Raw genomic sequence first — 21,038 nt, 5'->3', positions numbered from 1 at the left:
TTTTGTCAAAAGAATAGCGTAAGGAACGAATTTTGTCGAGAAACAATTGATAGGGTCAGCATTAGCTTGCCTATTCGGCGCAACAAAAAGGAGCTAACCCCAAGTCATTGCGACTTGCCGGTCGGCTCCTTCATACATTTAACGTTCTTATTTACTGTGAAATATTTCCGGCGTCGTCATCTTGTCGTAGAAATCCGTGAACTGATCACGTTTCTCTGACGCGCGCCATCCCATAGCCGAACGCGGATGCTCATCCAACGTGCCGGTAATCATGTCAGGGATAAGATAACCCCACTCTTCCTTCTCCCGCAGCTTGATCATATGCTTCTCGATCATGCCGAGCACCGGGCGCAAGCTGTATTCCGGACGAGTGAGCTTGGCAAGCAACAGCTCCGTCGGCGTGTTGCCTGCGGCGCGACCCATGCCGTATACGGAAGCGTCGAGAAATTCCACACCCAATTGGGCTGCCGTTAACGTATTCGCGAACGCAAGCTGAAGGTTGTTGTGCGTATGGACACCAAGACGCTTGTTCTTAAGGGAGCGGCGGAATTTCTCCACCAGGAAGCGCATGTCGTCGGGATCCAAGCTTCCGAACGAATCGACGACGTACACGACATCGATCGGACTCTCGTTGATCATAGCAAGCGATTCATTCAGCTCATTATCCATAACGCCTGACAGAGCCATAATGTTGATGGTCGTCTCATATCCGCGCTCATGGAACAAGGTTGCCAGTTCGATCGCCTTAGCCGTATCGCGCGCGTAGCAAGCAACGCGAATTAAGTCCAGCATAGACTCGCTGCGAAGCAATACATCCGCTTCATCCACGCGGCCAACATCTACTAGCGCGGACAGTTTGGTGTTTTTCTTTACCGGGATCACTTTGCGCAGGAAATCATCGTCCAGAAACCGCCATGGACCTTCATTGCCTTCGCTTTTCAGCAATTTAGGGGAATTCTTATAGCCGATTTCCATGTACTCGACGCCCGATGCATTCAACGATTCGTACAGATCCTGCACGAACTCAACGCTGAAATCCCAGTTGTTGACGAGGCCACCATCGCGAACCGTGCAATCCACGATTTTGCAATGACTCGTTTTGCTATGTACCGTCATGTTCGTTAAATCTCCTTTTCTCTGCTTGCGTATGCTTTTCTCGACATAATGATTATTAGTTTACAACAAACCGTTTATCTTTGCTACCTCTATTGCATTGTCAACTGAGGCCATTATGCGAAATGAAATACGATATCCTCGCCCAGGCAATCGATCTTGAGACTTTTGCCTTCCAGGAACCAAACGTCCTTGCTTTCCATGTAAAAAGTCAAGAGCTCGGCGACAGTCGTGACAGCGGCATCTAATGGAGTATCTCGCGTAATGCCGAATGCAAATGGAACCTCTCCACCGCTAACGTAACGTACGAATACGCGAATGACTTCTCCGTCGCTGAATCCCCATTCCCCTTTGAAGCATGACAGCGCGGAAGGCGTTACGATTAATTCCACTTCCATCACCTCTATTCTCCGTATTGGGTACTCTTACATTTTACATCCATTCTGCAAATAAAGAAACGAGCCTTCCGCGGAGGAAAGCTCGTTTATTTTGCTTAGCCTGCCATCAAGGCAAACCGTGTCCACGAGAGGTGACGTATAGATGGTACCATTCCTCGCGCGACAACGTGTTTTTGTGAACTCCACCGCAAGCTACAATCCGCTCCGGGGTTGCGCTTCCGATAACGGGCTGGATGTTCGCCGGGTGACGAAGCAGGAAACCGAGGGTAATGACTTCCCGTGTCGTGTTCTTCTCTTCGGCAAGACGGGCAACTAGGGCTGCCGTCTCCTGTACCGTCGCGCTCTCTTCGGAGATGTCTTTGCCGCTGTATACCCCTCGTGCCAACGGGCTCCAAGCTTGGATCTGAACATTGTTGAGCCTGCAATATTCAACCGTTCCCTCCGGGAAGGAAGAGAGCTTGCCTTCTTCTTGATTGACATGAACGACCGAATCCAGCCAATCCAGCTTCAGCAAGCTGAGCTCCAGTTGATTGGCGACGAGCGGCTCGTCCAAGTCTGCCTGCAGCAATTGCATTTGCGCTGCGCTCATATTGGAAACGCCGAAGCTTCCGACTTTCCCGGATGCCTTAAGCTTATTGAACGCTTCAGCCACTTCTTCCGGATCCGCCAATGGATCCGGCCTGTGCAGCAATAAGATGTCCAGTTTCTCGATGCCGAGGCGTTTCAAGCTTGCATCAACGCTAGTCAAGATGTGCTCTTCGGAAAAATCGAAGCGCGTCCGCGGATAATCGTCCGTTCCGGGTCTGATTCCGCACTTGGATTGCACGATCATCGATTTCCGCAGCTCCGGGCGTTCTTTCAGCACTTGGCCGAATACTTGCTCGGACTTGCCGAACCCGTAAATATTCGCATGGTCGAACATGTTGATTCCGATAGATAATGCCGCATCCACGGCCGCGTGCGCCTGCTTAAGATCCTGCGCCGTAATAGGATTGCTGTTCCATCCCCCGCCAAGACCCATACATCCGAGAACGAGTTGGCTTGACTCGAAGCCGTGCTTATTCAAAGGTAGTTTAATACTCACGAAATGATCCTCCTAATCGGATAGAAATTGATTTCCTCTCTTATTATAGCGAAACCAAACACTCGGCAAAAGAACTATACTCAAGCGTACTTAGTAAACAATCATGCCAAAGAACCTCTTCCGCTCTCGAGAAGAGGTTCTCCTTATTACGCTTATTTATCCCCAATTACTTTCTGTTATGTCCACTATTTCAGACCGGATATCCTAATTGATTCGTAGAAGATGGATAAGCAACGGGTTTATTATTACCCGTATGCGTATTCCGTTGAATGGTCGTTAATTTCTCGGTAAGTTCATTAAACCATTGCTCATCCCTCGTCGATAAAGCAACATCGATCAGGCTTTGGATTGATCCCTCATCTTCAATCGCGTATTCCGGCAGCTTCCTCAACCATTGTTCTCGCACGGCGATAGGTTTCCCTATCGACTCTTCATTATCCGACTTAACGACGATCACGTTAGCCATTCTCTGTGCCTCATCCACTGCATCGATAAAACCATGAATCAATTCTCCGTTGTTCGTTTTCGCTTGCACCCAATCGCTCACTTCAACTTTCATCTCCTACACCACCCATCCGGAAAAATATAATGCGCAAACTGTAACAAAATCCCTTACATTTCAGTTAAAAAAAACGACGATGAGCTCTCTTTCTCTGCTAGTCGCCTTATTTTCAACTGCCTTACTGTAATAATACTAGTTACAGTTACTGTTGTCAAGTGTGTGACTATGTGACTCTCTTGTGATGGAGCATGAACTATATTAATCTAGAAACAGTTACTTAATTTAAGGAGGAATTTGGAATGGCAATTACTTTTAAGCAAATGGTGGCAGAAGCACGCGCTAACGTTCCAGGAGTGAGCTCGGCCGAGGCTCGCGAGAAAATCAAAGCTAACCCGAACACTTTCGTTGTCGATGTACAGGATGCGGATGCTGCAGGAGCATGCGGATTGATTCCAAGCAGCAAAAACATTTCGTTAGGAATGCTGCCGATCCGCGCGGATTTAGAGCTTCCAGAGCATTTCCGCGATTCGGACCTCTCCGATAGAAGCCGGCCTGTGCTCGTAACCTGCGGAGCCGGTGGACAAGCAGCGCTAGGCGCTTATCTGTTGAAACAAATGGGGTTTACGGACGTCGCTTATATCGATGGAGGCACAGCAGCGTGGAAAGCCGCTGGCTTTGAGGTTGAGTAAATACTGTTTTCATATATTCAAAAATGTTTGATCCCAAAAATAGCGTTTCCCATGGTGGGGAACGCTATTTTTCGTTAATCGACATTATGACTAATCAATGCCGCTAAGACTTTAGCAATACGATCTGGAATGATGAAATTTGCAATTCCATCAAAAGGTGTAGCGCTTTTATTAATTAGAATAAATTTGTCACCGCTATAATGCCGTATTAATCCTGCAGCGGGCTGCACAGTGAGGGAAGTTCCAGCAACAATGAGAACTTCGGCCTCAGCGATATACGATTTCGCATTCTGTAATAATTTCGTGTCTAACTCCTCTTGATATAAAACCACATCCGGCTTTATAATCCCGGTGCATTGTTGACACTCCGGTACTGTATTCATGGAATTTAACACATATTTCAAAGAGTAAGAAGTTCCACAGTTCATACAGTGATTTCTTTGAATCGAGCCGTGCAATTCAAGGACATTGCGGCTGCCAGCCATCTGATGTAACCCATCTATGTTTTGTGTAATAATTGCTTTTAGTTGACCTCTAAATTCTAATTCAACTAAAGCCTCGTGACCCGGATTATAGTTCGCATTCGGATAAATCATTTGCTTTTTATAAAACTGATAAAATTCTTCTGTATGTTCAAGAAAAAAGTTGCGACTCAATATTTCTTCTGGCGTATATTTTGAAGTTTTATTGATGTAATAATAGCCATCTGCCGAACGAAAATCAGGAATCCCGCTTTCCGTCGAGGTTCCTGCCCCACCAAAAAAAACGATATTATCGCTTTCTTGAACAGTGCGCTTTAATTCACTAAAATTCATGATTCACGCCCTTGGTTTAGCATAAGTCTATTTGATGGTATTCATTTTTTCACTATCCCGTTATCTACGCTAAGCAAATCCAACTACAAAAAAAACCCGCGCTAAGCGAGTTCACGCGGTTCGTCATTATATGCGTGCGCCATTCCGACCTTCTACGGTTGAGATATGCTGCATTGCCATCCGCTTCGCCTCTAATATCGCTTCCTCGCTGCTTTCACGTATCATTATCTCCCGAGATGCACGAAGATCAGCATTGAGTTGTTCGTCCGTGTAGCTTATCGGTCTCGGCACTGCCAATAAGCCGTGAAAAGCTTTAATGACTGAGCGTCGCGTTGAAAGACCTACCCGTACTCCTAATCCTCTTCGTTGTCTTGCCATGTGCATCAACTCCTTAAATATAGTATAACCCAATCAACTTACCGGTAACAATAGGTGTAATCCCCCAAAGAAGCCCGGCTGTAGGATAGGCATTGTACTTTTTTTGATAATGGGAGCTCAGTCCGGTTTTCGGGATTAAGGATATGTATCCATCTTGCTCTCGGTCAAAACTATACTTCGTTGCAAACGCAAACATAATGTCAGCCAAATTCACAAAATGTCTTTGAGTATTCGGCATTTGACGGCTGTGTGACGCGATTTCTACTGAGTCGATATACACACACCCCTCTCTTACTATTAATTACCTTTATGGCGGGGAACCAAGTCAAAATCCTTTTGGGTAAAAGGTATGATGTCCCCTGTTAAATAGGCGCCACTTGGGTCGAATAGTTTCCATGCCAATCGAATCACCTCATAACAATTATAACAATATTTTCCTACAAGAAAGAACCTTTTTCTTTAAGCCAATCGCTCAAATATCATTTCGCGTCCTAAAACATAACAAAAAAACACAAGCGATTAAATCACGCCCGTGCCTCTTTTATAATAACTTCGAACTGAATTGTCTCAATTACGAGTCTATGGAAATCTCCCTATTTAGGACAAGATGTTTTTTTCGGACGGAGTCGACGTCGATTCCTCTTCTATTTATTTCCTCAAGCAATAATGCGATAAATTCTTCCTCCAGCAAAAGCTTGTTTGCCTCATAGTAACTATCCATCAACGCTTCGTCACTCAATTTGCGCAACAACTTTCCCCACGTCTTCCCCTGTTTTTCTGATTCACTTTCTATTTCCTCGGATATCCGCTTGAACATCTGAGCTTTCCTCACGATATCCTCCGATATTTCCTGGATTGTCCGAGAATCTATCGATAAATTGTTTTTATGCAAGGATAACACCGTTTGGACGGCAAGAATGATATATTGACGGTCATTCTCATGGTCCACATTCATCGTTTTTGATCCCGCCTTTCCTCAAATTTTTAAGGTAAAAAATGTTAATGTGGTATATTATTATCATATAGCTAAGCACTAAGAGGGTCATCCCATTTTTAGTGCATGTTGATGCAAAAAAAGTTTGCATAAGCATGCAAGCGAGCTACTAGGAGAACAAAAAAAGAGACCGTCTATTATAAATTAATAGACGGCCTCGTTTGGACTTACGAGTTTCTTTTAGTTACATCCAGTAATCGTAAGATGTGTTTGCTTGATCACTTGCCTTTGCGGAAAAAGTTTTGTCCACCGCTCTTTTTTCTTGATCGGATAAGGAACCGCCTGCTTGCTGGATACTGCTCAAGGAGCGCTCATCTTCGTACACTCTGAGAAATTTAAGTCTTTTTACCTCATGACGCAATGCAGGAGACCAAGCCAACGTTGTCATAACCAACCATCCCGCCTTAATAGATTATTATACAAAGCTATTATATTACAAGATTCGACAAAGGAGAAGAAGGAAACGATGAAATTCGGATCGTTAGTAAAAATATTGATATATCTATTTATTCCCATCCAACTATGGTTCGTTTATATTATGGCTAGTTATGCTTATATCGGAGTGGATTTGAAAAAAACCAATAATGAATGGACCGTTATCCGAGTAGATGGAAAAGTAAAATCAGGCTTGAACTTAGGGGACATTATACTTAAAGTGAACGAAGAGGATGTCAATCAATTTTCTTCCGTCATTCGATGGAAAACGCTTGAACAAGCGGAAACCATCTTGGCCTCCAGAAATGGTGTTGAGTTCAAGATTGATACAAATAATTTCAAGAAGATTTCATTGTCGGATACGTTGGGTCTGTCAGGCCAAGTCTTCAGTCTGTTCGTAGCCGCGTTGCTATGTAAATGGATGCCTTCATCAAGATCGGCACAGCACTTATCCTTTCTATTTTTTAATATCGGTGTCACATTTATGAGCCTTGGAGCCTCAATCCGGGGGGACTTGTTAGGTAAAAGTTTAATCGGTACTTGTTTAATGCTTCTTCCCATTGTTTTATTGCACTTTTTTATTATATTTTTCAAAGAAAAGTGCGGTTTGAACCTACCGTATCGATTTCTTCGCTATTTGTTCGCCATAGTGCCACTTACCTTTCTTGTATACTGGTTATGGATAATAACAAATGCAACCTATTATATATACGTGGCAACTAGCATGATCATGGTCCCTTTTTTTATTCTCGGAGTTTTTCTGAACTTGATTTTTTTATTCTATATCTTTATTAGGTACCGGAAATCAAACAAAAATACTTCTATCCTTATCAAGATGATATGGGTGTCTCTGATCCTTTCTTTTACACCGCTGATCTGTTTTTCTTTTATTCCTAGAATATTGTATGGGTATTACTGGGTAGATTCCTTCTATTCGAGTTGGGCTGTCCTGTTTTTCCCTCTTTCGTTCACCTATTTACTGGCTTCAAAAAAACTGTACGATATCGATTTGGTTGTTCGCAGATTCACCTTAACATCGGCGCTCTCCTTGTTTCCCAGCAGCGTGATTGTCGGGGTAATTTCCCTCCTGTATCCTGAGGAATCGGATGCAAGCCGACTGTTCATCTCCTTTATTCTATGTGTCGTCTTACTTTCTTTGATTTTATACTCTCTCGAATACTTCACGACCAGTCTCGAACGCGTTATGTTTCCGAGAAAATATCGTTTGCAGGAATCGCTCAAGAAGATCGCCAAAAAACTAGGACTTATCTCCAGTTTCCGCGAGTTGAAGGATATTATCCTGATCGATATTATTCGGACTTTGCAGGTATTCGGAGGTGCCATTGTGTTCCGTTACAAAGATTCCGAAGAGGTGATCAGCGAAGGGGACATCGATGCCAACGAGGTGGAACGATTAGCCGCATCTGATGTTTTGGAGCATCCCTCGTACACCCGCTACGAACTCGTTCATAATGAGGAGTATACCTGCTATCTGATTTTAACTCGGAAGAAGACGAATACGCATTTGGGATTTGAAGAGACGCAATGGTTGAATCTCATCATTTCGTATTTGGCCGTCAGCTTGGAAAATATTCATTTGATCCGCAAGCTTACGATGAAGCTGGAGCAACTGGCCGCGCACATACCGCAAGAGGGGGTGTCAGCGGATTTCGCTTGGTTCCGTAAACTTATGTTCGAGCTGCAGGAGAAGGAGAGGGTGCGCATAGCCAACGATCTTCATGATACTACGATGCAAGATTTGTTTTTCCTCAAGCGAAGATGCACCTCCCTCATGGAGAAATACGATTTCAATCCGGAAGATCTAGCCCAAATGAACGGGATCATCGATTACATCGATATTATCAACATGAATTTGCGGCAGAGCTGTTTCGAATTGCACCCTTTTCTACTGCAAGAAATCGGCCTCATTAGAACAATTGAGAAGCTGGTAGAACTGGAGGCTGTCGCAGCTGACTTTAAAATCGAGTTTCAATCGGCGAGGGCGTACTTCATTGAAGCATGCGACATGGAAACGAAACGTCACCTGTTCCGCGTAGTACAAGAGCTTCTGAACAATGCCAAAAAACATTCGCAGGCCTCCATAATCAAACTAGAAATTTCGGCATCGGCATCACGTCTTGTGTTATCTTACGAGGATGACGGCGTCGGCTTCGACACCGGTGACACTGTGCTAAGGGAAATCGGAGCTTCGAGGACCGGCGTGGAATATATGAAAAGCCGGATTTTGTCTCTGAACGGCCATTTTGAGTTAAGCTCAGGCAAAGGGCAAGGTATGAAATTCATGGCAGCATTCCCGATGAAAGAAGGGCGGACGGCATGACGAAGACCATCAAAGCCATTGTGGTGGACGATCATCCTTTGATGGCCGAAGCGACTAAGCAGCTGTTGGAGCAGATGGATCGGATTCAGGTGGTCGGTGTAGCTTACGATGGCCGAACGTGTATCGAGCTTGTCGAAGCGTACAACCCGGAATTGATCTTCCTTGATTACCAGCTTCCGGATCAATCGGGAACGAAATTGACGGAGCACATCAAACGCATCTCTCCACATGCGCATATTGTGATTTTCACCGGTGTGGATGTATCCGATTTAGTCCATAAATTACTCGAGCTTAGGGTAAGCGGAATCATCTCGAAAGGAACGAGCGAGAAGACACTTAAACATATGGTAGCCTGCATTCTGGACAACCATATTGTGCTGCCTCACTCCATCTTCTACAAAATCAAGCTTTCCTCCCCGGACGCCTCCAATCCCGCGTTGTTGACGGACGAGGAAGTCCGCATGATGTCGATGATGGTCAGCGGGGCGACATATGATCAGATCGCCGAAACTATTCATGTCAGCAAACGTTCAGTCGATAACTATTTGAGGAAAATATACGATAAGCTGGGTGTCCAGAACAGAATTCAAGCGATCAGAAGGTTTGTGCAAAACAGACAGGACAACGAGGAAAGCTGAGGGGAAACCGATTGAACAGAGGCGTGCTTGAAGACATGCTGCATAGAGTGGACAAGCATTTTCAGGATGAAGAACTGAAGAAGATGTTAAAGGAATGCATCCAGGAAAAGACGGATGAGAACTCCCGATGGTCATCCATGACGATATATACCCATTACATGCTAGGAGGCACTTCACCATTCATCGAGCGGATTGCCGCTCTGACGGAAATGATAATCTTGTCTCTGGATATCGTAGATGACCTGCAAGATCAGGATAACTTTTCGAAGCCATGGATGAAGTGTCCCCAGTCGCATGCTTTGAATGCCGTTCTCTCCATGCTTGCCATTTTCATGGCCGAAATCGGGGAGGTTGGACATTCCCGAATACCCAACGAAATCGGCAAGCTGCTCGCCCGGTCCGTTGAGGGGCAACACAAAGATGTAAGCCAATCCGTAAACACCGAAGCGGATTATTTCGACATGGTGCAGAGTAAATCCGGATCGTTGATCCGTTTGGCTTGTTTCATGGGTTACTCCCTAATCGACGGCTTGGACCGTGAGACCGCGGACAGAATAAATGAATTGGCGGACTGTATAGGCGTGATCGCCCAGATCGGGAACGATGTGAACGATTTGCTCCGGTATGACGTAAAAAACGATCTCCTGCAGAAGAAACGAACTTTGCCAATCATCTTCCTATTGGCAGATAGCAATGAGGAATTTCCGCCGATCGAACAATTCTATGTGGGACAAATGAATGCGGATGAGTTTTTGCAGATGAAGACGGAATGCATGCAGTACATTCAGGACTCCGGATGTATCGAATACTCCAAAGTGATCCAGATTCTATACACCAATAAAGCCGAAGAATTATTTCAAGCTATTCCGGCCGTTTCTCCATGGAAAGAAAAGTTTAAAGAGATCACCTTCGGGTGATAAAATAAGCGCCTTCCGGCAATGAAATTCCGGAGGCGCTTTTTTACATCCTTCAGTCGAAATCGTACCTTTGCTCCTTAAAGGGGGCGACGTACTTTATACAACTATCGTTCCCCGTTAGTTGAATCAAAACATTGATTTATGATAGAGAAATCGAAGCCAAATGATCTGGCTACCTCTGAATTATTAGATGAAATCAGTCTTCTTTCATTAGCTTCCATAACTTTTTTGAATATACTAACCAAACAGTGTAATCACTTATTTCGTCTCTAATGTCGTAGACTTTGTCCATATCCGTGAAATGTCCGATTGTGGTTATCGGTATTTTTAATTCAACTTTACTCTTTATAACTTTTGATAAATCAATAAATAATCCATCCCTTGTGTAGTCTATAAGTAACGATGAAATGTCCTCTGGGATAGCAAATATTTTTCTTCCAGTAATCTTATGAAGTTTCAAAGCAATAATCCTGGCTAAAAGAATTTCATAATCATTTAGTTCTGTAACATAGAGCTTGTTAAACCAGCCATCGTCATGTGCAAAATAGGCAAATCTCTCCTTCGGGATATTATGTAATGGCTTAGCAAGATGACCAAAAAACAATAATTCTGCAATATGATTGTTGCTTAAGGCATCCAAATCCTCTTCTTTCGAGAAGTCCACCCAACAAAAATCTCCGTAGCAATAAACATTATCCTCAATTAATTCATTAATTTCTTGCTTTGTAACATAATCAAATCTAGAATATTGATTCAATTGTGCACTATCAAAATTATGTTTTAGTAGCAATAAGTTCTCTGGTCTATTATCTACACAGTCCATAAATTCATGAAATTCTACTCCATACGAATAAAAACAATTCGTCTGATACTCACTGCTAACATATATTAAATCCCTAATTTTCTTTCTTTTCTTCATGAGATTGCCCCTCAAAAATGAACGTTTAATTTTTTGTTACTAAACCCTATATTACTACATTTAGTACGAGTTCCGCGGATTACAATTAAGCTATCCTGCCCTTTGTTGAGACCAGCCGAATGTTACGGCTGCCGTCTCTTCGTGCTTATTGAGCTAACGTTCCCAGTTAGCTTAATCATCTAACTTGAATTGAAAACGCAAAAAAACACTTCACCCGCATTTGAAATTTTCAGTTAGGAAATTCGGACCTATAAAGAGATGCTTGCGGTAAGATGCTGTACGCCATAATGTTTAATATAACTAAAACTCCGATGCCTGCCTGCATAGAACATTCTGTACACTAATGGATAACTGAATCAAGCTGCAGAAACATAAGAGATCGCTTCTGATGCAAAAGCATCCGTAATCGGAATGACGATTTTCTTAGATTCGTTTTCGTCGTATTCGCCTTCTGAATTCTTAGAATAATATCTCATAATAACATATCCATGCTGGCAGTTTGGACATGCCCCAATTTTGATTACATATGTCTCCTCATGGACCTCGGCTTCGTTGTTACTGAAAATATCTTCTCGATTGATCATTTCGATAAAAGCGGGAAAATTATTAGATTCAATGACATGAACAAGTCCACTTTGGGTCTCAATTACTTTCCCTAAACTGAGCTCTCCCAGCCTATGTTCCTTTACGTATGCGCGCTTGCAAGCCGTACAATGCGTTTTCCCCGAGATTGATAATAAACCCGAGGATAAGCCACCTAAGAGGAACCCGACAAGGTCCAAAATCCAACTGAATAGATTATACCCCGCGGACGAGTCAATCTCGCTGATCTCCCTGCCGCGGTACAATAAACTAGAATTACTGTTTTTGAGCTTATAAGTGACGTAATGCGCAAATGTGAAGGCATTATCATCTTGGTCCATATAGTTACTGATATGGTCACCATCAAATTGATGATTGATTTCCTTACCCTCATCCACGTAGGTCATTCGATATTCGCCGTACTGAATGAAAAAGAATGTGAGTATTGCCATCGCCGCTGCGATGATATAATGATGTTTTGATGGCTTAAATCCCTTTTTAACGATTCGCCAAAAATAAACGGACGTTGAAATTATGCCAAGTACGATCCCACCTATAGGAATAACAAACCATAAAGAGAAGGAATAAAGTTCAAAGTCGCCCAGGCTCAATAAGCCAAGTGCAATAGCCGCAGACAAAACCATGCCGGTCAGTCCAAACACGTACGGTGTTGGCACCTTCTTTTCTTTCGGTTCTTTCTTGGTTACGGTGACAACCGAAGTTGTTCTCTTTAGTTTCGGTGTTACTTCTGAAGATTGAAGGCCATTTCCGCAAGAAGTACAGAAATTCGACTTAATCTCTAATTTAGCCCCGCAATGTGGACAAAAATTCATTGGATCACCTTCGGTATTTAGAGTGGATGCAACATTATTCGCTAAGGGTTCTCACTTTTCCTTTGAGACTTCCAGAAAATTGAAAAATATATTTAGCGAGTATGCCCCGGGGAAACAAAAAAATCAGCGCTCCAAAGCTCGGGCACCGGTTTTGATATGACATTTTTGGTCTACTGCTCAATGTCTTAGACAAGATAGTGGACACAATAATCGGCCTAGTGTTACTTGTAGTCCTGCCCGTTACTTCAATAAACCAAAGTACCCATTAGCTCAATACTTAATACCCTCTAATAAAGTGCAACTTCCCAACCTTCAAATTCGGGCTTAACCTTATAACTATTATCAACATAACTTCGAATAAACTGTGCTGCCCTCATTTCTGCATATTTGGCATTGCAAACTATTCCTTTTTCATCCATCTCGATAACATTTGCAAAAATGGCATAAGCTTGTTCTAAAGCACTCGGTTCTTCAAATATACAAGAATAATCAATACCTTCAAGTATTGGTAGTCCCACAGTACCATTTGCTATCCAGTAGGAAAATGTTCTAAGTGCTCTACTGAAGGAATTACTTAACTTTTGCATAGTGGCCCCCAAATAATTATTAAGATATCCGAAACCAATTGCTTATTGATTATAATTTCTCGCATCATTCGCACTATCTTGCCCTTTAGTTTAATCAATTATTGATTCAAGAAAAAGAGCGCATTAAGCGCTCTTTTTTGTGATTACTATGTTCAATGACAACTTAATCAAAATCGTAGCGCTGGCTTTGCCAGGGATCGCCATACATATGGTACCCATTCCGTTCCCAGAACCCCGGCTTGTCTTTAACCATGAATTCGATGCCGCGCAACCACTTGGCGCTTTTCCAGAAGTACAGATGAGGGACGACCATGCGAACAGGATAGCCGTGCTCGGGCGTCAGCTCAGCTCCGTTATGCTTGATTCCAAAGAAAGATGTGTCCCGCAGAAAATCCGCAAGAGGCAAATTAGTCGTCCATCCTTGCTCGGCATGAAGCATGACGAACTTGGCCTCGGGCTTCAGCTTCACGCGTTCCATTACAGCGGCTACCGGGAATCCCTCCCATACGTTATCAAGTTTGGACCATGTAGTCACGCAATGAATGTCGTTGCCGTACTCTCGGCGCGGCAGCTTCATAAATTCATCATAGGGAATAACCGCTTGTTGCTCCACTTGACCGAATATTTTCAAATCCCACTTGCTTAAATCCCGATAATGAGGCACATCCCCATGATGCAGTACCGGAAAACCATCCGTTAAACGCTGACCTGGCGGCGTGCGGTCTTTGATGGATCTTTGGGATTCCATGATGATGTCACGTCCTTCCACGTTGATATTTCAATTATGACCGCGACGGTCCTTAAATACAAACGGGGCCAAAACGAGCGCCAAAACCAATAAAGCCGCGCCCGCGAAAGTGGTCAGCCCGTAAGTCTGCAACCATAACGGTCCGCTCGCCGCTTGGTCATATAACCAACCGCCCGCAACCGGTCCTATGAACCCCGCGATTCCGGTGAAAGCCGAGAATACGGCTACGTACATCGGTCTCTCCGACTTTGGCGAATCTCCGATCAAGAAATTAAACACTAGCAAATTATATCCGGCGAAACCGAAGCCAAGCAGCACATGTACAACGATCAAGATGAGCATAACGGGCAGTATCGCCATTCCCGCCCACACCGCACAAGAGGCCGCGATAAGCGGAAAAGTCCATAATAGCAACGTATTCGTAGAATATCTGCTGTTTAACAAGCCCCAATAGTAGTAACTGATCATCATCACTAAATTTTGCAGCATAATAATCAAGGTTACTTTGCTAGTGCTTAGATTGATAATTTCTAGCATAACGTATGAAAATAGCGGGATAACGATATTCATCAGAAGAACGAATAAGGATATGAAAAACGTAGCCGATAGAAATCTCCGATCAGAAAACGGTCTGATTAACATTTTGAGAGATTTGCCGCTCTCCGATGGCTGGAACGGGGGATTCGGATATCGAGACAACGCCCATCCGTTCCAGATGACGCACGCCGCGCTAACCGAGAACAACACGGTGAAGCCTTGGGTGCCCGGCAGCCACTCCATGATCTGACCGCCAGCTAGCAAAGTGATGCATACGACAGCCCAATGGATCGTGTTGCGAATGCCGAAATATTTGCCTCTTATCGCCGGGGGAACAACATCCGCCATTAACGAAGTCCAGATGACGCCGCAGGCCTGAGCAAAGATCATAGAGCTTAGCCATAAGGCAATATATATCGGAATCCATGAATCTTCCGAAAAGGTAAGCGGAATAAGTCCTGTACCTATCCACAAGATTCGATGAATGATTCCGAACAGAGCCATGAAAACCCGGCGATTGTGCCATGTCTGCATGGCGAAAGCAATGAATATTTGAACGAGCAAAGCGAAGGGAGGTATCGCCAATACTAAACCGATATGAAAAGCCGTGAATCCGAGATAGGTCAAATAAACGGTCTGAAGCGGACCGCCCAATAAGTTGGCCAGTATATTCGCGGGTATTCCTTCGATTAGCGAAATACGCAAGCCTCTGCGGTTTTCCGACTCGCTTTGCCGAATTGCCAGCGTCTGCCGAAATCCCCTGAAAAATCTCCCCATCAAGTGTTCCCCCATGTTGTTGCATATCCCTTAACCTACATAACCCGATTCATTACGGATATATTCAAGCAAAGAACGTACCATAACGCCCGTTCCGCCTTTGCTCTCGAACCCTCGGTCATCCCACATCCAGGCCGTTCCCCCGATATCCAGATGAATCCAAGGACGCTCCTCGGCAAAATAACCTACGAACAATCCCCCCGCAATCGCGCCCGCCCATGTGCCTCCATGATTTTTCACATCGGCCACTTCGCTCTTGAGTAAGCGCTCATACTCCGGATGGCTTGGCAAAGGCCATACGTATTCCCCTGCACGGTGGGCAGATTGCAGAAAGCTCTGCAGCATAGTTTCTTCATTGGTGAGCGCTCCAGTCGTCACATCGCCTAAAGCATGCATGACTGCGCCGGTCAAAGTCGCGACATCGATAAGCGATGTCGCACCATGACGTAATGCGGTCGTTAATCCATCGGCTAATACGATTCTACCTTCCGCATCGGTATTCAGTACTTCGACTGTTTTCCCGCTGTAGGTGCGAATGACATCCCCGGGTTTAAATGCGCTTCCTGAAGGCATATTCTCCGCCGCCGGAATGACCGCCACGATATTCATAGCCGGCTTCCACTCGCCAATCGTTCTCATGACTCCCATGATCGCCGCCGCGCCGCCCATGTCGGAAATCATTTCCTCCATGCCTGCCGCCTTCTTAATTGATATTCCGCCTGTATCGAAGGTCACTCCTTTGCCGATCAAACCGAGCGTCTCCTTGGAGTCCGGTTTACCTTTATGATGAATGACGATCATACGAGGCGGATTGGCGCTTCCTTGGCCTACGGCCAGCAGACCGCCCATACCTTCTTTAACGGCATCTTCCTCATTGAATATTCGACAATCCAATGCATACTCATCAGCGAGCAATCGCGCTTCCTCCGCCAGCCGCTCCGGTGTAAGCCGATTCGCGGGTTCGTTCGTCAGCTCGCGCGCATAACAAACCGCATCAGCAATTTGAAAGCCTTGCTGCAAGCCAATATTCCATTCATCAACGTCAACTTCCGATCGAACAACAAACTCGATTTCTTCCAGAGACGAGACCGTTCTCCCCGACATCGAGTGGCTGTTTCGCCGATACAACCCAAGCAGTAACCCTTCCATAACTGCACAAGAAGCCGTCCTATATTGACGCTCCACCATGGATTGGGACAAACCTGCGGGCACAACAAAGACAGCCTTCTTTATTTTGTAGGCCAGTAATTTCGCTCCTAGGCTGCCCGCAGCATCCCGCAGCGCCTTTGAAGTATAAGGAGCAGACTCGCAGCCAACGTATAAGGCGTACTTCTCCGGAATCAACCCTAGAGTCGGCAGCAACGCCGTATCTCCTGATTTGCCTTGGAACGCACCACGCTTCGCCATATCGCGCAAGCCCTTATCCAACTCCGGGTGCAGCAGCTCGCGATTGTTTTCGATGGCTGCCCGATCCGTGATAACAATAATCAAATCGGCAGCTTGATCCGAGCCCCTAACTCCTTGCAGGGTTGTCTTCCATTTCAAAGGCCATCGTGTCCATAACATGAGGATTGTTTCCCACCCTAAGTGAAATCTCTTACTTAAACCAGATTCTACTCTTTTCCCTCGACATATGGCAAATAAATTAAAAATTCCGTCCCTTCGTTCAACTGGCTATCGACATGAATCGTTCCGCCGTGATTGCAAATTATGCGGTAACTAACGGACAGGCCTAGGCCCGTGCCTTCATCTTTCGTCGTAAAAAAAGGATCGAACAGACGATTCAAGGTTGCCCGTTCCATTCCTTTGCCATTATCTTTAATCGAAATAAGGGCATATTTCCCTTCCCGTCTTGCCGATATATCGATTAGTCCTTTACGTTCGCCCTTCACTTCATATATGGCATCCATTGCATTTTTCACGATGTTCAGAAATACTTGTTTGATTTGTTTTACGTCTACGGCAACGGTCAAATAGGGATCGAAAATTTCACTATGCAGCTCGCACCCCTTCATTAACGCTTCGCTCTCCGACAGCAATATCGATTCCTTAAGCAAAAGACCCACGAGAACGGTTTGCTTCATCGGTGCCGACGGTTTGGAGGAGTTAAGAAACTCGTATATGATATCGTTGGCCCTATCAATCTCCGAGAGAATAATCCGTCCATATTCTTGTTTGCCGACTTCCTTAAGATAAGGATTCAGCAGTTGGATAAACCCCCGAATCGAAGTTAACGGATTACGAATTTCATGCGCTATAGCGGCGGCGATTTTCCCAAGCATTGCGAGCTTGTCGTTCTGAAAAGCGGTTTGTTCGATCTGTTTGTACTCTGAAACATCTTTAACGCTAATCAAATAATCTCCGTCCAATTCCTCGATTTGCGAAATGCTTACGAGCAGGAACCGCCCGTTCGCGTCCTGAAATTCACCGCGGAATCGGCGATACAATACCATTTCCCTATAAATCCGCAAGAAGTTTCTACGAACCGATAGTTGGAGATTGGCATGAAAAAAAAGCTGATAAAGCGTGCAGCCGATTAACGATCTTCTAGGGGCTTGTAGCATCCTCGACATCTGAACGTTTAGGAAACGTAAATTGCCTGCGCCGTCGAATAAAGCAATTCCGCTGTCCATATGCTGGAGAACGGTTTCAAATTTATTCGGATGCTCTTCTTCCATAGGCGCCGAATGAATCGCGCTGGCGCTAAGAAGCAATCGTTCCGCATCGGCCTCTTCTCTTGCCGCCGCCCCTTCCGGTAGACGCAAAGAAATAAGCAACTCCGTTATAAACAAAAGAGACCGGTGAACGAAAGTCATCCGGTCTTCGGGATCTGCATAGGAAAGCAGAAACTTCACGCTCTCTTCGTGATGCTCCAGAATGTCGTCGGCTGGCAAATGACTTAGTTCTCTCCATAATTCCCTTGTCTCAGGACGGACAAATTGTCCCCCGCTTCGAACAAACTCGGCAAGAATCGGAAAATAACGCGTTCTCCATCCGTCCATCTTGCATTCCTCCCATCAACAAAGCTGTTGCTATGGCAAGATCAAATTAATCAAATCATAGCCATTAAAGAGCAACACTGTCAACGGGAGAAGTTGTCGATCAATGACGAACGCTGAAATCAGTCATCATCCCTGTTCGAATGCCTATTCTGTTTAGCCTCATCGATCAGTCGATTCCATGATTCTTTCTTATCGCGTTTCTTATTTTCTCTCTTGCTTTTAGCCTCGTTATCGTCGTTGTCATCGGACTTATCATCCTGCTTATTATCGTCGATGCGTTTGCTCTTATCATTCTTCATGTTAGCCTTTTCGGGTTTATCTTCCTCGTCTTTTGTTCCGTCTTTATTTTTGTCCTTGTTGTCATCGTTGTTTTCTGCCTTGTTGTCTAGCTTGTTCTCCCTGTTACTTCTATCCTCGTTTTTACTCTTGTCTTCGTTTCTACTTTTGTCTTCATTTTTTCCCTTGTCTTCATTTTTGCCTTTGTCTTCGTTTTTACTCTTGTCTTCGTTTTTACCCTTGTCCTTGTTCTTGTCCTTGTTCTTGTCCTTGTTTTTGTCTATTTTCTCAACCTTGTTTTCCTTGTCTTCTTTCTTTTGCTCGTATTTACTCATAACCTTATTGACGCCTCCCCACGAAGCGGCAATTTTCTTGAGCGACTGGCTCTTCAAAGTTTCGATCGACAATTCGTGCCCCTGGCTTTTCGAGATGAGCCAGAAGGCCATCTTACCGGAAGAAACTCCGTTAGCCTCAGCCTCGTTTCGCACTTCCACGGGCAAGGAAATCGTCGTTACGTCAAGACTAACCGCCTTTTCAGGATTTCCCCGCTTAGTTGCATCGTTGAGAATTTGCGTCATTTTCCGCGTAACCTGTGTCTCCCATTGATCCCCTACCACTCTTACTGGAACGCTAGCAATTACGACTTCCCCGTCATCCAGCGTTAGGATATGCTTATCGACTAGCTTGCGGGCCAGTTCGTTCATTACCTTCTCCAAATCCTGACCACGATATTTCAAGCCTGCGATAATGACCTCAGCATCCTTATTAACCGCGCGCAGCTCTCTTACCCGTTCCTTGGCGTCCAGTCCCAGTTCTATGCTAGGGTTGATGTCCATTGTGACGTAAGCGACAACGGGAGGCGTTCGAAACATTAAAAAGCTTAACAGGACCAACACTAAAGCTGAAGCAAAAACACCAGCCTGCAACAACCGTTGCCGAACACGGGGAAGCGAACGAATAGCAACAGAATGGCTTATCTCTTCACCTACCTCGAACTGGGCTTGCCTTTTGACCCGTACGAATTGCCCATCCGGCGTTAACACGACAGCCGTTCTTTTATTCAGAGCCATAACCGTTCCCCGATTCATGGCGTTTCCCCCTTTCCGTAACGGTCCAATCCGATATATCCCTGTAAAAATGGATATGTGCCGTAAGCGATCAGACTGACGGCGATCAAATATTTGCGATGGCGCTCGGCCGTCTTCCGCGATATATCTTCAGCCTCGCATAGCTCTTTAATAGGCAACTGACGTTTCTCGCGAAGGAAGCGGAACATCGTCTCTTCGCTTGCCAATCTTCTTCCCATCCTCAGCAATGCTTCCCGAGAATCTTGATGGCGTGGAGAATGCTGGACCAAATCATTAAAAGTAATCCCATACAGTTCCATCTCTGCCGTTAGTGCTGCAATTTCCATTTTCCGCTCATCCGACGTTCGCTCTTGGTTATATGCCTCTATAGCTTGCGAGACTTCAATGTGGTTGATCTCGCCGCCGCCGTCTTCAGCTTCCGTATCGAAGGCGCTGTAGGGGACCACTGCGGCATGCCTGCTTTCTTGCCGGACGTAATCGATCAACCTCCGGTTAATAACCGTTTCAGAGAAACCCAAAAATAGCCTGCCGCCTTCGGGAGAATACCCGCTAATCGCTTCATTGAAAGCAGCTAACGCTACGCTGAAAGCATCATCTTGCTGCGGATCGATATATCGGCGAAAAAATCGGCTGGTTGTTTTTAAAACATATGGATGATATTGACGAATCAGCTCATTTCTCAGCTCATGGTCCCCATTCTGGATTTGCTCTACCATACGTTCTGGAGTTCGAGCCTCTGCGTTGTCCGGAGAACGAGCCGAATTACTCGATGAATGACGCCATTTTTTCCAAAGTACGAGCAGCACTCGCTCACCCCTTACTCATAACATTCGAATGACTGTCCGATTTTGAGGGGGTATCCCCCGACAATAAATAAAGGGACTACCCTAAGCAGAAGAGATCTACTTCAGGGCAGTCCTCAATGGTTTCATCTTCTATGCTTACACCAGCAGCCCTCTTAGATCGTGCCTCCTGGAGTTCGTTTCAATTTCAGTTTATGGCGCCTCTGGCTTAGAACGATCAGGCGTTTCTTCAATTGCTGTTCCCATTCGGAATCACCGATTTCCTTAGCGAATGTAAGCAAATCAAGCGACATATCGATCTGGCTTTGCACGATAAGCATTGGATCTTCGTCTTCGTTGTTGACGCAATTCTCGTGGAGGGCTTTGTCCGATTCATCCACATAATCATGGAAGTCGACTTCCGACGCTCCGTCGCCATGCGCATATTCGGCCAAAATTTCGTATTCATTCTCCACCAGATAGTGCACTTCGATACGGTGACAAACCGGACAGAACAATATCGGCACGTTGTGAATCCGAGTTCTATAGTGCTTTAACGTCCCCTTTGTTCCAATCATGCTAGCTCCGCAGCAGAAGCTCATC

Annotated in this window: 22 protein-coding genes; 4 read left to right on the top strand and 18 right to left on the bottom strand. The window is 45.0% G+C overall.

All coding sequences use genetic code 11. The features are described 5' to 3' along the window. Positions 1-147: 147 nt before the first annotated feature. The 4 genes from K7P76_RS20430 to K7P76_RS20415 form a co-directional block, all read right to left on the bottom strand. Positions 148-1,116, bottom strand: a complete 969-nt coding sequence (locus tag K7P76_RS20430) for an aldolase catalytic domain-containing protein (protein ID WP_232187161.1) — start codon at positions 1,114-1,116, stop codon at positions 148-150. A gap of 113 nt (positions 1,117-1,229) precedes the next feature. Then, positions 1,230-1,511 carry a HesB/YadR/YfhF family protein gene (locus tag K7P76_RS20425; protein WP_232187160.1) on the bottom strand — a complete coding sequence of 94 codons (282 nt, stop codon included), beginning with the start codon at positions 1,509-1,511 and terminating at the stop codon, positions 1,230-1,232. Positions 1,512-1,617: 106 nt separating this feature from the next. Further along, complete coding sequence (locus K7P76_RS20420; RefSeq protein WP_232187159.1) at positions 1,618-2,595, bottom strand: aldo/keto reductase; 978 nt, start codon at positions 2,593-2,595, stop codon at positions 1,618-1,620. Positions 2,596-2,785: 190 nt separating this feature from the next. Then, entirely contained in the window at positions 2,786-3,154 is a 369-nt protein-coding gene (locus K7P76_RS20415) for an IDEAL domain-containing protein (protein WP_232187158.1), read from the bottom strand. Positions 3,155-3,396: 242 nt separating this feature from the next. On the opposite strand from K7P76_RS20415, the gene K7P76_RS20410 reads away from it, so the two are divergent. Continuing rightward, entirely contained in the window at positions 3,397-3,786 is a 390-nt protein-coding gene (locus K7P76_RS20410; RefSeq protein ID WP_232187157.1) for a rhodanese-like domain-containing protein, read from the top strand. Positions 3,787-3,860: 74 nt separating this feature from the next. Here K7P76_RS20410 and K7P76_RS20405 read toward each other — a convergent pair whose 3' ends face one another. The 4 genes from K7P76_RS20405 to K7P76_RS20390 all read right to left on the bottom strand — a co-directional run bounded on the left by K7P76_RS20405 (position 3,861) and on the right by K7P76_RS20390 (position 6,361). Further along, the gene (locus tag K7P76_RS20405; protein WP_232187156.1) at positions 3,861-4,601 is read right to left on the bottom strand and encodes an NAD-dependent protein deacylase; all 741 of its coding nucleotides are present in this window, start codon (positions 4,599-4,601) and stop codon (positions 3,861-3,863) included. A gap of 126 nt (positions 4,602-4,727) precedes the next feature. Beyond that, complete coding sequence (locus K7P76_RS20400; protein WP_232187155.1) at positions 4,728-4,979, bottom strand: hypothetical protein; 252 nt, start codon at positions 4,977-4,979, stop codon at positions 4,728-4,730. Positions 4,980-5,550: 571 nt separating this feature from the next. After that, entirely contained in the window at positions 5,551-5,934 is a 384-nt protein-coding gene (gene sda, locus K7P76_RS33500; RefSeq protein ID WP_309244779.1) for a sporulation histidine kinase inhibitor Sda, read from the bottom strand. A gap of 223 nt (positions 5,935-6,157) precedes the next feature. Then, complete coding sequence (locus tag K7P76_RS20390) at positions 6,158-6,361, bottom strand: hypothetical protein (RefSeq protein ID WP_232187154.1); 204 nt, start codon at positions 6,359-6,361, stop codon at positions 6,158-6,160. 78 nt (positions 6,362-6,439) lie between these two features. On the opposite strand from K7P76_RS20390, the gene K7P76_RS20385 reads away from it, so the two are divergent. The 3 genes from K7P76_RS20385 to K7P76_RS20375 are packed head-to-tail and all read left to right on the top strand — an operon-like array spanning position 6,440 to position 10,304. Further along, positions 6,440-8,749: a sensor histidine kinase gene (locus tag K7P76_RS20385; protein WP_232187153.1), complete on the top strand. Its 2,310-nt coding sequence runs from the start codon at positions 6,440-6,442 to the stop codon at positions 8,747-8,749. After that, positions 8,746-9,387, top strand: a complete 642-nt coding sequence (locus tag K7P76_RS20380; protein ID WP_232187152.1) for a response regulator transcription factor — start codon at positions 8,746-8,748, stop codon at positions 9,385-9,387. The genes K7P76_RS20385 and K7P76_RS20380 overlap by 4 nt, the downstream gene beginning before the upstream one ends. A gap of 11 nt (positions 9,388-9,398) precedes the next feature. Beyond that, positions 9,399-10,304: a polyprenyl synthetase family protein gene (locus tag K7P76_RS20375; protein ID WP_232187151.1), complete on the top strand. Its 906-nt coding sequence runs from the start codon at positions 9,399-9,401 to the stop codon at positions 10,302-10,304. 196 nt (positions 10,305-10,500) lie between these two features. On the opposite strand, the gene K7P76_RS20370 is transcribed toward K7P76_RS20375, so the two are convergent. The 10 genes from K7P76_RS20370 to K7P76_RS20325 form a co-directional block, all read right to left on the bottom strand. Then, positions 10,501-11,223, bottom strand: coding sequence for a hypothetical protein (locus tag K7P76_RS20370; RefSeq protein WP_232187150.1), 723 nt, complete (start codon positions 11,221-11,223; stop codon positions 10,501-10,503). A gap of 356 nt (positions 11,224-11,579) precedes the next feature. Then, positions 11,580-12,638, bottom strand: a complete 1,059-nt coding sequence (locus tag K7P76_RS20365; RefSeq protein ID WP_232187149.1) for a zinc ribbon domain-containing protein — start codon at positions 12,636-12,638, stop codon at positions 11,580-11,582. Positions 12,639-12,925: 287 nt separating this feature from the next. Next, positions 12,926-13,225 carry a DUF7677 family protein gene (locus K7P76_RS20360; RefSeq protein WP_232187148.1) on the bottom strand — a complete coding sequence of 100 codons (300 nt, stop codon included), beginning with the start codon at positions 13,223-13,225 and terminating at the stop codon, positions 12,926-12,928. A gap of 163 nt (positions 13,226-13,388) precedes the next feature. After that, complete coding sequence (locus K7P76_RS20355) at positions 13,389-13,973, bottom strand: sulfite oxidase-like oxidoreductase (RefSeq protein ID WP_232187147.1); 585 nt, start codon at positions 13,971-13,973, stop codon at positions 13,389-13,391. Positions 13,974-14,003: 30 nt separating this feature from the next. Continuing rightward, complete coding sequence (locus tag K7P76_RS20350; RefSeq protein WP_232187146.1) at positions 14,004-15,287, bottom strand: MFS transporter; 1,284 nt, start codon at positions 15,285-15,287, stop codon at positions 14,004-14,006. A gap of 30 nt (positions 15,288-15,317) precedes the next feature. Then, a complete protein-coding gene (locus K7P76_RS20345; protein ID WP_232187145.1) occupies positions 15,318-16,853 on the bottom strand; it encodes a leucyl aminopeptidase in 1,536 nt (511 codons plus the stop codon). Positions 16,854-16,900: 47 nt separating this feature from the next. Continuing rightward, positions 16,901-18,289, bottom strand: a complete 1,389-nt coding sequence (locus K7P76_RS20340; protein WP_232187144.1) for an ATP-binding protein — start codon at positions 18,287-18,289, stop codon at positions 16,901-16,903. Positions 18,290-18,408: 119 nt separating this feature from the next. Beyond that, positions 18,409-19,653: an anti-sigma factor domain-containing protein gene (locus K7P76_RS20335; protein ID WP_232187143.1), complete on the bottom strand. Its 1,245-nt coding sequence runs from the start codon at positions 19,651-19,653 to the stop codon at positions 18,409-18,411. Then, positions 19,650-20,459, bottom strand: a complete 810-nt coding sequence (sigI, locus tag K7P76_RS20330; RefSeq protein ID WP_232187142.1) for an RNA polymerase sigma-I factor — start codon at positions 20,457-20,459, stop codon at positions 19,650-19,652. Before sigI ends, K7P76_RS20335 begins: the two co-directional genes overlap by 4 nt. A 152-nt stretch (positions 20,460-20,611) precedes the next feature. Then, positions 20,612-21,037 carry a hypothetical protein gene (locus tag K7P76_RS20325; RefSeq protein ID WP_232187229.1) on the bottom strand — a complete coding sequence of 142 codons (426 nt, stop codon included), beginning with the start codon at positions 21,035-21,037 and terminating at the stop codon, positions 20,612-20,614. Between the last annotated feature and the right edge of the window lies 1 nt (position 21,038).

The organism is Cohnella silvisoli, assembly GCF_021190915.1.
Taxonomy (GTDB): domain Bacteria; phylum Bacillota; class Bacilli; order Paenibacillales; family Paenibacillaceae; genus Cohnella; species Cohnella silvisoli.
This window is presented reverse-complemented; position numbering and strand designations above follow the sequence as displayed.